Origin of the sequence: Nonomuraea sp. SYSU D8015, from assembly GCF_008065375.1 — a bacterium.
Classification (GTDB): Bacteria; Actinomycetota; Actinomycetes; order Streptosporangiales; family Streptosporangiaceae; genus Nonomuraea.
In genome coordinates, this window is record NZ_VJYI01000001.1 from 241,873 (window position 1) to 254,790 (window position 12,918).

The following is a 12,918-nucleotide window of genomic DNA, read 5'->3' on the forward strand; positions in this document are numbered from 1 at the left end:
CCGGTCCGGAGGGCCGAAGACATCCAACCGAGGTCGAGCGGTTCGCGGTTCACAGCCCTGGCCGGCGCCCGGCGGGGTCCGCGTGCTGCCGCTCCATGCCCACTACACGCCGGCTCGGCCCCCGTGCAAACAGAGCACCGAAGTCATGAGGAGAACACCATGTCCTGGGACTCCACATACCCCCTCCGCGCCCGGGGGCGCGGCCGGCAGGCTGGAGGAGGGAATCGGTGACCGGCCGGAGCTCGTTTCTGATCGTCGCGAACCGCCTGCCGGTGGACCGGACGATCGAGCCTGACGGAACGGCCTCGTGGCGGAGGAGTCCCGGCGGGCTCGTCACCGCGATCGCGCCGGTGATGCAGCGCCGCCACGGCGCATGGGCGGGCTGGCATGGCGCGCCCGACGAGAAGCTGGAGCCGTTCGAGCAGGGCGGCATGAACCTCATCCCCGTCCCTCTGTCGGCCCGCGAGGTGGAGCTCTATTACGAGGGCTTCTCCAACGCCACCCTGTGGCCGCTCTACCACGACGTCGTCGCGCCGCCGGTCTTCGAGCGGGAGATGTGGGAGGCCTACCGCGAGGTCAACGAGCGCTTCGCCAACGCCGCCGCCGAGGCCGCCGAGGAGGGCGCGGTCGTCTGGGTGCAGGACTACCAGCTGCAGCTGGTGCCCGCGATGCTGCGCAGGATCCGGCCGGACCTGCGGATCGGGTTCTTCCTGCACATCCCGTTCCCGCCGGTCGAGCTGTTCTGGCGGCTGCCGTGGCGCAAGGACCTCGTCGAGGGGCTGCTCGGCGCCGACCTCGTGGGGTTCCAGCTGCCCGGAGGCGCCTCGAACTTCCGCAGGCTGTGCCGGCGGCTGCTCGGGCTGCCGTACAAGGGGAATGAGATCTTCCTCGACGACCGGGTGGTGCGGACGCAGGCGTTCCCGATCTCCGTGGACTTCGGGCAGCTCGACGCGCTGGTGCGCGACCCGAACATCGTGGCGCGGGCCAAGGAGATCAGGATGGAGCTCGGCGACCCCGAGCACGTGCTGCTCGGCGTGGACCGGCTCGACTACACCAAGGGCATCGGGCAGCGGCTGGAGGCGTTCGGCGAGCTGCTCAAGGACCACCGGCTGGAGGCGGGCGAGGCGGTGTTCGTGCAGATCGCCACGCCGAGCAGGGAGCGGGTGGACGAATACCGGCGGCTGCGCGACGACATCGAGCTGCAGGTCGGGCGGATCAACGGCGAGCACGCGCAGCTCGGCTACCAGCCGGTCTGGTATTTCCACCAGTCCTACGACCACGAGGAGCTGGCCGCTCTCTACCTCGCCGCCGACGTCATGGTCGTGACCCCGCTGCGGGACGGGATGAACCTGGTGGCCAAGGAGTACATCTCCTGCCATCACGACCTGCACGGCGCGCTGGTGCTGAGTGAGTTCGCGGGGGCCGCCGACGAGCTGCGGCAGGCCTATCTGGTCAATCCGTACGACGTCGAGGACGTCAAGAGGCAGATGGTGGCCGCCATGCGGGCCACGCCGCACGAGCTGGCCCGGCGGATGCGTACGATGCGCCGCCGGGTGGCCACCTACGACGTGGACCGCTGGGCGAGCGAGTTTCTCACTGCCCTGGAGTCACCTGCTTCAGAGCCTTCCATGCGTCGTAGCGCTTCTTGGCGGTCCGGTTGACCACGATCTGCGCCACCGACATGCCGACGCCCATGAGCACGGCGTAGCCGATCGCCTCACCCATGCTGACCTCGGGTGACTCTGTGTCGACAGGCGGCTCCTTGCCGGTCGCCTTCACCCAGACGAACCCGAGGAGCTTCTTCATCGCCCACCCGGTCACCAGACCCACGAGGCCGCCGATGATCCGCCAGGCCACGTCGGGCTTGTCGTCAGCCATCCCGATCTCCTTCCCCATATGTAACGAACACTAGTCTGTACCGCTTGCGGGGCCGTCGAAGCCGTACCATAAGGAGGCATGACTCAACAGCGACTACGCCATGCATCCATGCCCCAGAAGCCGACCCTCGACGGCCTGGAGCAGGTATGGGTAGCCCGCTGGGAGGCCGACGGCACCTACCGCTTCGACCGGTCCAAGCCGCGTGATCAGGTCTACTCGATCGACACGCCGCCGCCCACCGTGTCCGGGTCGTTGCACGTCGGTCATGTCTTCTCCTTCACCCACACCGACATCATGGCCCGCTACCAGCGGATGATCGGCAAAGCGGTGTTCTACCCGATCGGCTGGGACGACAACGGCCTGGCCACCGAGCGGCGGGTGCAGAACGTCTACGGCGTGCGCTGCGACCCGTCGCTGCCCTACGACCCGGAGTTCGTTCCACCGGAGAAGCCCGGCAAACGCGAGATCTCGATCTCGCGGCGCAACTTCGTGGAGCTGTGCCACAAGCTGACCGCGATCGATGAGCAGGCGTTCGAGGAGGTGTGGCGGCGGGTCGGCCTGTCGGTCGACTGGTCGCTGCTCTACACCACGATCGGCGACGCGGCGCGGGCGGTGTCGCAGCGGGCGTTCCTGCGCAACCTGCTGCGCGGCGAGGCCTACCTCGCCGAGGCGCCGACGCTCTGGGACGTCTCGTTCCGCACCGCCGTCGCGCAGGCCGAGCTGGAAGACCGCGAGTGGCCCGGCGCCTTCCACCGCATCTCGTTCTACGGCGAGAAGGGGCCGGTCTGGGTCGAGACGACCCGGCCCGAGCTGCTCCCGGCGTGCGTGGCGCTGGTCGCGCACCCCAATGACGAGCGCTACCAGGAGCTGTTCGGCACGTCGGTGCTCACGCCGCTGTTCGGGGTCGAGGTGCCGGTCCTGGCGCACCACCTGGCCGAGCCGGACAAGGGCTCGGGCATCGCGATGATCTGCACGTTCGGCGACATCACCGACGTCACCTGGTGGCGGGAGCTGCGCCTGTCCACCCGGCCGGTCATCGGCTGGGACGGCCGGCTGCTGCCCGAGCCGCCCGAGGGCGTGGAGCCGGAGCCGTACAAAGAGCTGGCGGGCAAGACCGTCCACAGCGCGCGCGAGCGGATCGTGGAGCTGCTGCGCCAGTCCGGCGACCTCGACGGCGACCCGCGGCCGGTCACGCGGACGGTGAAGTTCTACGAGAAGGGCGACAAGCCCCTCGAAATCGTCACCACCCGGCAGTGGTACATCCGTAACGGCGGCCGCGACGAGGAGCTGCGGCGGCGCCTGCTGGAGCGCGGGCGCGAGCTGGTGTGGCACCCGCCGCACATGCGGGTGCGCTACGACAACTGGGTCGAGGGGCTCACCGGCGACTGGCTGATCTCCCGCCAGCGGTTCTTCGGCGTGCCGTTCCCGGTCTGGTATCCGATCGACGAGTCCGGGCAGCCCGTCCACGACGCGCCGATCGTGCCGACCGAGGACATGCTGCCGATCGACCCGTCCTCCGACGTGCCGCCCGGTTACACCGAGGACCAGCGCGGCGTGCCCGGCGGGTTCATGGCCGACCCGGACGTCATGGACACCTGGGCCACCTCGTCGCTGACGCCGCAGATCGCGGGGCGGTGGGGCACCGACGACGACCTCTACCGGCGGGTCTTCCCCGCCGATCTGCGGCCGCAGGCCCACGAGATCATCCGCACCTGGCTGTTCTCGACCGTGGTGAGGTCGCACTACGAGTTCGGCGAGGTGCCGTGGAGCGACGTCGCGATCTCGGGGTGGATCCTCGACCCCGACCGCAAGAAGATGTCCAAGTCCAAGGGCAACGTGGTCACCCCGCTCGACCTGCTGGAGCAGCACGGCTCCGACGCGGTGCGCTACTGGGCGGCGAGCGGCCGCTACGGCGTGGACACCGCGTTCGACCCCGGGCAGCTCAAGATCGGGCGGCGGCTCGCCATCAAGATCCTCAACGCGTCCAAGTTCGTGCTCGGCCTGGCCGAGAGCGACGGTGACGTCACCGAGCCGCTCGACCTGTCGATGCTCGCGGCGCTGGCCGACGTGGTGCGCGAGGCCACCGAGGCGTTCGAGGCCTACGACCACACCCGGGCACTGGAGGCCGTGGAGCGCTTCTTCTGGGCGTTCTGCGACGACTACCTGGAGCTGGTCAAGGCCCGCGCGTACGAGTCCGGCCCCGAGTCGGCCTCGGCGCACGCGGCGTTGCGGCAGGCGCTCGACACGCTGTTGCGGCTGTTCGCGCCGTTCCTGCCCTTCGTGACCGAAGAGGTGTGGTCCTGGTGGCACGAGGGGTCGGTGCACCTCGCGCCGTGGCCGGCCGTCGACCGCGGCCCGGGCGACCCTGCGGTGCTGTCCGTGGCCTCCGAGGTGCTCGGCCGCGTGCGCAAGGCCAAGTCGGAGGCCAAGCTGTCGATGCGGGCCGAGGTCTCCCGGCTGACCGTCACCGGGCCCGAGGTCGAGCTCGTGCGGCAGGCGCAGGACGACCTGTGCGGGGCCGGCAACGTCGAGGAGTTCGTGCTCGACCACGGCGACGTGCTGAAGGTCGAGGTCCACCTGGGCTGACGAGGGGTCACGCGTCGCGGCCGGTGTCGCGATGGAGGGCGACGAACAACGAGTACGCCTCTCCGTCGGGCGCCGGCCGCTCGCGGAAGTCGTCGAACACCTCTTCCAGCCGTCGCTGCAGCTCCGCCAGCCCTTCGACGGTGAGCCTGAGCCCCAGCCGGGTGAAGTTGCCCTCCTCGAGGTCGGTCATCCTGATCTCCTCGAGGAAGGCGTCGAGCATCGCCGCGTTGGCGCCGCTCACGCCGCTCTCGCGGATGTCCATCTCCCAGGACTTGCCGGTGGCCCGGTAGGGGATCTCGGTGGAGCCGCGCGGCCCGGGGCGGCTCGGCTGGGCGGCCAGGAAACCCGTGTCGACCAGTTTGCGCACGTGGTGCAGGGTGGTGGCCGGGTTGGCGCCGAGCCGCCCGGCGATCTCCTTGTTGGTCAGCGCCTGGTCGAGGCAGAGCCGCAGGATGCGCAGCCGGATGGCGGAGGCCAGGGCGCGGGCCTCCGCTTCGGTGGCGGGGCGGCGTTGGGTGCCCATGGCAGGTCACCCTACAACCGATTGACTTATCTCAATCGGTCGGGCAGTGTCGTGCCCGTGAGCCTGCTGCGCGATCGCGACTTCCGGAGACTCTTCCTCGCCGACACTGCCAGCCAGGCGGGCGCGCAGGTCCTCCTGCTGGCACTGCCGCTGGTCGCCGTGTCGGCGCTGCGGGTCTCGGAGTTCGAGGTGGGTGCGCTGGCCGCCTGTCAGACGCTGGCGTTCGTGGTGCTGGGGCTGCCCGCCGGAGCCGTCGTGGACCGGCTGCGCAAGCGCGTCGTCATGGTCGTCAGCGACTGGGGGCGGGCACTGGCGCTGGTCTCGGTGCCCGTGGCGTGGTGGCTGGACGTGCTCACGATCCACCAGTTGTACGCGGTCGCGCTCGCGCTCGGCGTGCTCACCTTGTTCTTCGACATCGGGTACCAGAGCTACCTGCCGCACCTGGTCGAGCGCGAGCGGCTCGTCGAGGGCAATTCGGCGCTGGAGGTCGTACGCACGGTGGCACAGGTCGGCGGCCCCGGAGCCGGCGGCTACCTGATCCAGCTCCTCACCGCGCCGTTCGCCCTGGCCGTCACCGTGGCCGGATTCGCCTGGTCGGCGCTGTGCCTGGCGGCGATCCGCAAGGCGGAGCCGCGGCCGGAGCCGCGCCGCGCCCACCTGGGCAAGGAGATCGCCGAAGGTGTCAGGTTCGTCGCCGGGCAGCCGCTGCTGCGCCGCATCGCGGGCTGCACCGCCACGGCCAACTTCTTCGTGGCCATGTCGCAGCCCTTGACCCTGCTCCTGCTGGCCAGGCACCTCGGCCTGGGCGCGGGCGCGATCGGGCTGCTCACGGCCGCGAGCGGGCTCGGCGGGGTCACCGGCGCGCTGGTCAACGCGAGGCTGGCCCGCCGGCTCGGGCAGGGGCCGGCGATGTGGCTGAGCCTCGCCGTGCCGGCGCCGTTGACGTTCGTGCTGCCGTGGCTGGAGGCGGACTGGCGACTGGGACTCTTCGTGCTGTTCGAGTTCCTCGTCGGGGCAGGGGTGGTGGTCTACAACGTCACGCAGCTCAGCTTCCGGCAGGCCATCACACCCGAGCCGATGCTCGGCCGGATGAACGCCACCGTCCGCTTCCTCGTCTGGGGCACCCTGCCGCTGGGCGGGCTGCTCGGCGGCGTGCTGGGCGAGGCGATCGGGGTCAGGAACACGCTGCTGGTCGCCGCCGTCGGGTCCTGCCTGGCGTTCCTGTGGCTGTACACCTCGCCGCTGCGCACGATGCGCGAGCTGCCCATGCGCTCGGCGAGTGCCGGTCAGTAGTCGCGCACCCCGGTAGGGAAGATCTTCTTCGGCCGTCCGCCGCCGGCCCGTTGCCTCTCCAGGCACGATCTTGGCGTTGTGGGACCGGCACGCGATTATCAGCGCGCATCCGCGGCCCGGACGTGCCAGTCTTGAACACGTGCTTCCCGACCGCCCAACCAAGCTCGTGCCGCCCGTGCTGGCCAGAATGGCCGCCTGGTGCGTGTGCCTGATCCTCGTCGGCGTGGTCGTCTACTTCTTCGCCCTGATCGTCGCCAGGCTGACGTTCGTGGCGCTGCCGGTGGCGATCGCGCTGCTGCTGACCGCGCTGCTGTTCCCGCTGACCAACAGCCTGCGGCAGGCGGGCATGCGGCCGATCTACGCCACCTGGATCACCATGCTGGTGGCGCTCGCCGTGCTCGTCGGCACCGGCTGGCTGGTCGGGGCGCGGGCCACGGAGGAGTTCCCCGGCCTCGTCAGGCAGGTGCAGGCGACCGCCCGCGAGGTGCAGGACTGGCTGATCACCGGGCCGCTGCACCTCCAGCAGGCGCAGATCACCGGCTACGTCGACGAGTTCGCCAAGATGATCGACACGCAGCGCCAGGCGATCGCGGGCACCGTGCTGAGTGCCGGCGCGGTGGCCGTCGAGGTGCTCGCGTCCATCGTGCTCCTGCTGTTCGTGACGTTCTTCCTGCTCAAGGACGGCGACCGGATCTGGGCGTGGTTCCTGAAGGGGTTCGGCGGGGTGGCGCCGCGCGTGGACCGGGCGGGGCGGGCCGCGTGGACCACGCTCTCCCACTACGTGCAGGGCACCGTGGCCGTGGCCGCCGTGCACGGGCTGATCATGGGCATCGTGCTGGCCGGCATGGGGGTGCCCCTGTGGGCGCCGCTGGCGGTGCTGATCTTCCTGGCCAGCTTCATCCCCATCGTCGGCATCTTCTTCGCCGGCACGGTCGCCACGCTCGTCACGCTGGGCTCGCAGGGGCCGGTGCTCGCGCTGGTCTTCCTCGGGATCCTCATCGTCGAGCAGCAGCTGGAAAACCACGTGCTGCAGCCGCTGATCGTGGGGCGGGCGCTCAACTTCCATCCGCTGGCGATCATCCTGGTGCTGTCCATCGGGGGCATCATGGCGGGCATCGCCGGGGCCGCCGTGGCGGTGCCGGTGGCGGCGGTGCTCTACCGGGCGCTGCCGGAGCTCAGGCACGAGCCGCCCGCCCTGCCGGGCCCGCCGGACGCCGAGGAGTTGCCGCACGACGGGGAGCCCCCGCCGCCCGAGCCCGGCCCTGAGCCGGCCGCCGGCGTCGGCCCTGAGCCTCATGCCGGTGCGGGCCCTGAGCCCGGCCGCGGCTCGCGCCCTGAGCCTCGTTCCGGGCGCGGCTCCGAGTCCGACGCCGGTGAGGCCACGCCCCCCGCGGCAGATGGGCCGTCAGCGGGGAGCGGACCGTCCACAGCGGGCGGATCCGCCGCGGAGAGCGGGACGAGGACCGAAGACCGGCGGGGCGTGGACACGGAGTAACCTCGTCACCCGTGACCCGTTCCTCCCTCACCACCCCGCCGCCGGACGCCGCCGTGCCCGCGGCGCACCCCGGCGCGCCGCCGCCAGGCACCCGGCTGGGCTCCCACTACACCCACTGCTTCGGCTGCGGCACCGGCCACCCGACCGGCCTGCATTTGGCGGCCAGGACGCCGGACGGCGCCACCGTCGAGGCCGAGTTCACGGTGGGGGAGGCGCACCAGGGCGCCCCGATGCTGGCGCACGGCGGCGTGCTGGCCGCCGCCATGGACGAGGTCATCGGAATGTCCGTCTACCTCTTCCACAAGCCTTATGTCACGGGACGGCTGGAGACCGACTACCTCCTTCCCGTTCCCGTGGGCACGACACTCCACCTTCGCGCCTGGTGCAACGGCATCGCGGGCAGGAAGGCGTACCTTGAGGCTGAGGGGCGCATCGGCGCCCCCGACGGACCGGTCGCCGTCCGCGCGGCGGCGTTGTTCATCGAGGTGGACATGGAACACTTCGCCAAGCACGGCGACCTGGCCGCCATCGCCGCACAACACCAGGACTACGAGGTGAACCCTTGAGCAACGTCGAGGTCCTCATCCACCGGCTCGACGCCGAGCTGCCGATGCCGTCCTACGCCCATCCGGGAGACGCGGGCGCCGACCTCTACGCGGCCGAAGACGTCGAGCTGCTGCCGGGTGAGCGGGCCGTGATCGGCACCGGCGTGGCGATCGCCCTTCCCGATGGCTATGCGGCGTTCGTCCACCCGCGTTCGGGGCTGGCGGCGAGACACGGGATCACGATGGTCAACGCGCCCGGCACGGTCGACGCCGGCTACCGGGGCGAGATCAAGGTGACGCTGATCAACACGGACGCCAAGGAGCCGTTCCGGCTCCGGCGCGGCGACCGCGTGGCACAACTGGTGATCCAGCGGGTCGAGCGCGCGGCCTTCTACGAGGTCGAGCGCCTGCCCGGCTCGGTACGCGGCGCCAACGGCTTCGGATCCACGGGGCGCTGACCGCACGGCTGCAGGAAGCCTGAAGACGAGCAACGGTGAGCAGGGAGAGTGAGAAAAGTGTTCCGACGTCGTCGTCGTGAGCAGCCGGAACCGGTGGCCGAGCAGGAGCCCGCCGCCCCCATGCGCGAGTCCGGCCCATGGGACGCCGACGAGCCCCATCCGGACCATGACAGGATCGATCTCGGCGGCCTGCGGCTGCCGCACAACCCCGACTTCGACGTACGGCTGGCCTCGATGGGAGACCAGCACGTCGGCGTCGTCGTCATCTACGAGGAGAGCACGCTCCAGCTGCAGGCCCTGGCCGCGCCGCGGAGCTCGGGCCTGTGGGACGAGGTCAAGACCAAGATCCGGGCCCAGGCGAAAGACCTGGAGGAGCGGGAGGGGCCGTTCGGCACGGAGCTGGTCGGCGAGATCAAGGCCGACGGCGGCGTCAGGCCGGCCCGCTACCTCGGCATCGACGGCCCGCGCTGGTTCCTGCTCGTGGTGATCTCCGGCAAGGGGACGCACGACGAGGCCGTCTCGGGGGCGTTCGTCGAGTTCATCAAGGACGTCGTGGTCGTGCGCGGCGACGAGCCTATGGCCCGCGAGGAGCCCATCCCGCTGCGCCGCCCCAACGAGAAGGCGAGTGACAGGCCCGAGGATCGGCCCGGCTTCAACCCCTTCAAGAGAGGGCCGGAAATCAGCGAGATTCGCTGAAAGCTGACATTCGCATAGGCTGATTCATCATGAGTACGGCAGAGCCTCCCAAACGCGGAGGATTGCGCGGGTTCTTCAGTCGGCTGGCATCCCCTCAGTCCGAAATCGAGGCCCAGGAGCTGCGAGAAGACGCCGACGAGGTCGGCGCGACGCCGATCGCGTCGTGTGGCGGCCGCCGACGCTTCTGCGTGGCGGGTACGCTACGTACGGTGACGTTGCGCCCGAGGGGCGGCGCCCCCGCTCTCGAGGCCGAGCTCTACGACGGGTCCGACGTGATCGACCTGGTCTGGCTCGGCCGCCGCAAGATCGTGGGCATCGAACCAGGCCGCACGGTCAAGGCGGAAGGGCTCGTCAGCGTTCAGGACGGGCGCAAGGTGATGTTCAATCCGCGTTACGAGCTGCGGCCAGGGAGTTGATCAGGTGAGTGCTGAGGCGGAAGAGGTCGCCCACGACACCGTGGAGGCGGCGGTGCGAGCGCAGCTCGCCAAGGCGCTGGGCGGGGTGCGCGGCATCATCGAGGCGGCGATCCCGACGATCGCGTTCACGGTGTCCTGGATCTCCACCGAGGACCTGAAGCTGTCGCTCATCGTCAGCATCTCGCTGGCGGTCCTGCTGCTGCTGGTCCGGATCGTGCAGCGGTCCACGCCGCAGTTCGTGATCAACAGCTTGATCGGCATCGCGATCGGCGCGTTCTTCGCCAGCCGCACGGGTGACGCGAAAGACTATTTTCTGCCCGGCATCCTGTGGAACGCCGTCTACATGGTGGGCATGCTCCTGTCGATCGTCACCCGGTGGCCGGTCGTCGGCTTCCTGATCGGCTCGGTCACGGGCGACCCGACCGCCTGGCGCAGAGACCCCGGCATCGTGAAGCTCTGCACGCGCCTGACCTGGCTGCTCATGCTGCCGTGCGCGGTCAGGGTGGCGGTGCAGGGGCCCGTCTACCTGTTCGGGGGCGGGGACCAAGCGGTGGCGGCGCTCGGCGTCGCCAAGATCGTGATGGGATGGCCGCTCCAGGTGGCCGCGCTCGCCGCGATGGTCTGGGTTCTCGGCCGCGGCCGCACCCCCATCAACCCGGTCGCCCCGGCCTGACGGCCTCAGCGGCCGGCCATTTACCGGACACTTTCCGCCCCGCGAAGGGCCGCGCCGCCGGCCCTTCGCGCCATCGGTCGCCGTGACGAGGGCCCGCCGATCGTTCCGCCGCGCCCTCAGTGACCAGGTCTTTCACCGGTCAGCTCACCTTCCGGGCCGGCGGGCGGACATCGCGAAACCCCTTACCGTTCCTCAGCAGTCTGCTGGGGGGTCCAGTCCGGCGACGTGGTCTTCGAGGTGATCGGGAACGGTGGTATCGACCAGGCCCATTTCACGTACAACGTCGGCGACGCTACAAGACGAGCGCGAAATGGGTGGAACTGCCGTTCAGACAGGAAGTGAAGGTCGACCACGGGGGCATTCACTACCTGATGCTGGACGCGAGCAGCCCGAACGCGCCTCGGGGAACCCTCACCTGCCGGATTACGGTGAACGGCGAGGTGATGGCCGAGAACGAGGGCCCGGACGATCCGATGAGGGGGTGCCTGGCGGAGGCGGACTTCCCCTGACCGTCCTCGCGAGGACTCCCGGCAGTCAGCGGTCGTCGTGGTCGGGGTCGAAGTCGGTGGGTTCGGCGGGCAGCGTGTAGCGCTCGCCGATGAGGGCGGCCATACGGGCCCTGCTCTCCTGTGGGGAGCCGTCGTCCTCCAGTGCCGCCACCTCGTTCGCCAGGTCGGCGTCCCCCAGGCATTCCCTGATCCAGGCGGAGTAGTCGCCTCGCCGCAGGTGGTGCAGCCAGGTGTCGTCGTCCACACCCTCGGCCAGCTCGACGAAGGTGTGCAGGTTGCGGGCGCGCAGACGCAGCCGCTCGTCCGGGCCGGTGAAGTAGAAGCTCTTGTCCTTGGCCATGGTGCCGGCCGCGTACTTGCGGCGGTGCCGCGTACGCTCCACCCGGGCCGGCTCCAGCGTCAGCCGCCGCGCCGTGGGGTCGCCGACGTGCCACAGCGCGAGGTCGCCCGCCCCCTCCAGCGCGGGAACGCCGTGGCCGAGGGCGCCCGCGAACGCCGCCAGCGTGCCCTCCGGATCCTTGCCCACCGCGACCGTGCCGGTCACCAGCCGCAACGCGCCCTGGCTCATCGCGTCGGGATGCACCGTGATCATCAGCAGCGCGCCGATGTCGCCGGCATCCGGGAGCGGCACGTTCCGCACCTCGGCCGGCATCAGGTGATGGGCCTCGTCCACGATCAGCCAGTGCGGATGCCCGAGCTTGGCCCGCAGGCTCGTCAGCCGGGGCAGCAGCTCGGCGAAGTAAGCGGGCCGGTCGCGGAGTTGCAGCCCGATCAGATTGATCACCACGCTCTGCTCCGGCTGCTCCAGCACGTGGAGCACCTCCGCCACGCCCGGCACCCGATCGGGATCGCCCAGGACCGTGAGGCCCGGGTACTCGGCGTAGTCGCCCTCCGGATCGACGATCGCGCACTGGTATCCGTGGCCGCAGAGCCGTTCCAGCAGCGCCGTGGTGACCGTGGACTTCCCGCTGCCCGACGGCCCGGCGACCAGCAGGCCGACGCCGTACGGCGGCAGCCGTACCTCCTCCTCGTCCGTGCGCCCCAGCAGAACGTGCCGGCGCGGGACCGCCACGCCGTCCAGGTCGCCGGACAGCAGCCTCTCCGCCAGCTCCGCCACCCCCTCGCCCGCCTCACCGGCGAGCGGCAGGTCGCAGGCGTCCTTGAGCGCGGGCAACGCGTTGGCCACGGCCGCCCCGCACTCGGCGGCGGACAGGAAGGCGTGGTCGTTCTCCCCGTCGCCCACCGCCACCACACTGCGGGGTGACAGCGCCAGCCGCTCCAGCGCGGCCGCCAGCCCGCTGGCCTTGTTCACCCCCGGCGGCAGCACCATGACGGCGCCCTTGTTGTAGATCACCTGCGCCTCCAGGCCCAGGTCCCGGATGGCGCACAGGACGTGCACGTCGTACGGCTCCCGCGTGGCGACCAGCACCCGGCCCACGCCCAGCGGGGTGACCCCTTCGCGCCGCAGCCGCTCCGCCAGCTCGGGCGGAGGGGGATCGGCCAGGGCGTCGGCGGTGCGCTGGCGCGGGTCGTACAGCAGGCCGCCGTTCTCGGCGACGATGAGGTCGAACAGGCCCGGGTGCGGGAAGACGGCGAGGAGGTCGTCGAGCTCGCGGCCGGTCACCAGGAGCAGCTTGACCCCGGCGCGCGAGAGCCTTTCCAGCGCCTTGATCGTCTCATCGGTCACCTGGCCGCGCCTGGCCAGGGTTTCGTCGTAGTCGCAGGCCAGAACGTTGTAGCGCATGGTCCTCCCTTACCCGCCAGAGGGCCCGCATCCGGCGTGACGGTGTGACCTTGGTCTCCGGATCAGGTTGCGCTATAGATAGATCATCGGTACATATCGGGC

13 protein-coding genes are annotated in these 12,918 nt (G+C 70.6%); 10 read left to right on the plus strand and 3 right to left on the minus strand.

Annotated features, from left to right (window positions below; genetic code table 11):
* The first annotated feature begins 227 nt into the window (after positions 1-227).
* Positions 228-1,661 (plus strand): alpha,alpha-trehalose-phosphate synthase (UDP-forming), encoded by a 1,434-nt coding sequence (locus tag ID574_RS02965; RefSeq protein WP_188187192.1) that lies wholly within the window; start codon positions 228-230, stop codon positions 1,659-1,661.
* Here the strand turns inward: ID574_RS02965 and ID574_RS02970 are convergent.
* Positions 1,594-1,878 (minus strand): DUF4235 domain-containing protein, encoded by a 285-nt coding sequence (locus ID574_RS02970; protein ID WP_188187193.1) that lies wholly within the window; start codon positions 1,876-1,878, stop codon positions 1,594-1,596. The genes ID574_RS02965 and ID574_RS02970 overlap by 68 nt on opposite strands.
* A gap of 108 nt (positions 1,879-1,986) precedes the next feature.
* Here ID574_RS02970 and valS point away from each other — a divergent pair, with 108 nt between their 5' ends.
* Entirely contained in the window at positions 1,987-4,464 is a 2,478-nt protein-coding gene (gene valS, locus ID574_RS02975; protein WP_188187194.1) for a valine--tRNA ligase, read from the plus strand.
* Between the two features lie 7 nt (positions 4,465-4,471).
* Here the strand turns inward: valS and ID574_RS02980 are convergent, their stop codons facing one another.
* Complete coding sequence (locus ID574_RS02980) at positions 4,472-4,987, minus strand: ArsR/SmtB family transcription factor (RefSeq protein WP_188187195.1); 516 nt, start codon at positions 4,985-4,987, stop codon at positions 4,472-4,474.
* 57 nt (positions 4,988-5,044) lie between these two features.
* On the opposite strand from ID574_RS02980, the gene ID574_RS02985 reads away from it, so the two are divergent.
* From ID574_RS02985 to ID574_RS03020, 8 genes are all read left to right on the plus strand, one after another.
* Positions 5,045-6,280 carry an MFS transporter gene (locus tag ID574_RS02985; protein WP_223166309.1) on the plus strand — a complete coding sequence of 412 codons (1,236 nt, stop codon included), beginning with the start codon at positions 5,045-5,047 and terminating at the stop codon, positions 6,278-6,280.
* A gap of 139 nt (positions 6,281-6,419) precedes the next feature.
* Positions 6,420-7,775: an AI-2E family transporter gene (locus tag ID574_RS02990; RefSeq protein ID WP_223166310.1), complete on the plus strand. Its 1,356-nt coding sequence runs from the start codon at positions 6,420-6,422 to the stop codon at positions 7,773-7,775.
* 11 nt (positions 7,776-7,786) lie between these two features.
* Positions 7,787-8,341: a PaaI family thioesterase gene (locus ID574_RS02995; protein ID WP_188187196.1), complete on the plus strand. Its 555-nt coding sequence runs from the start codon at positions 7,787-7,789 to the stop codon at positions 8,339-8,341.
* On the plus strand, positions 8,338-8,778 hold the full coding sequence (dut, locus tag ID574_RS03000) for a dUTP diphosphatase (protein ID WP_188187197.1): 441 nt from the start codon (positions 8,338-8,340) through the stop codon (positions 8,776-8,778). Before ID574_RS02995 ends, dut begins: the two co-directional genes overlap by 4 nt.
* A 57-nt stretch (positions 8,779-8,835) precedes the next feature.
* On the plus strand, positions 8,836-9,474 hold the full coding sequence (locus ID574_RS03005; RefSeq protein WP_223166311.1) for a DUF3710 domain-containing protein: 639 nt from the start codon (positions 8,836-8,838) through the stop codon (positions 9,472-9,474).
* A 209-nt stretch (positions 9,475-9,683) separates the two neighbouring features.
* The gene (locus ID574_RS62665; protein WP_223166312.1) at positions 9,684-9,890 is read left to right on the plus strand and encodes an OB-fold nucleic acid binding domain-containing protein; all 207 of its coding nucleotides are present in this window, start codon (positions 9,684-9,686) and stop codon (positions 9,888-9,890) included.
* Positions 9,891-9,894: 4 nt separating this feature from the next.
* Positions 9,895-10,563 carry a DUF3159 domain-containing protein gene (locus tag ID574_RS03015; RefSeq protein WP_223166313.1) on the plus strand — a complete coding sequence of 223 codons (669 nt, stop codon included), beginning with the start codon at positions 9,895-9,897 and terminating at the stop codon, positions 10,561-10,563.
* Positions 10,564-10,877: 314 nt separating this feature from the next.
* A complete protein-coding gene (locus ID574_RS03020) occupies positions 10,878-11,072 on the plus strand; it encodes a hypothetical protein (protein WP_188187199.1) in 195 nt (64 codons plus the stop codon).
* A 25-nt stretch (positions 11,073-11,097) separates the two neighbouring features.
* Here the strand turns inward: ID574_RS03020 and ID574_RS03025 are convergent, their stop codons facing one another.
* The gene (locus ID574_RS03025; RefSeq protein ID WP_188187200.1) at positions 11,098-12,816 is read right to left on the minus strand and encodes an HAD-IIB family hydrolase; all 1,719 of its coding nucleotides are present in this window, start codon (positions 12,814-12,816) and stop codon (positions 11,098-11,100) included.
* Positions 12,817-12,918 lie beyond the last annotated feature (102 nt).

Excerpts from the sequence above, each read along its gene's own strand:
- ID574_RS03025 (WP_188187200.1), bottom strand. The coding sequence starts at position 12,816 with ATGCGCTACAACGTTCTGGCCTGCGACTACGACGAAACCCTGGCCAGG.
- valS (WP_188187194.1), top strand. The coding sequence starts at position 1,987 with ATGCCCCAGAAGCCGACCCTCGACGGCCTGGAGCAGGTATGGGTAGCC.
- ID574_RS02980 (WP_188187195.1), bottom strand. The coding sequence starts at position 4,987 with ATGGGCACCCAACGCCGCCCCGCCACCGAAGCGGAGGCCCGCGCCCTG.
- ID574_RS02970 (WP_188187193.1), bottom strand. The coding sequence starts at position 1,878 with ATGGCTGACGACAAGCCCGACGTGGCCTGGCGGATCATCGGCGGCCTC.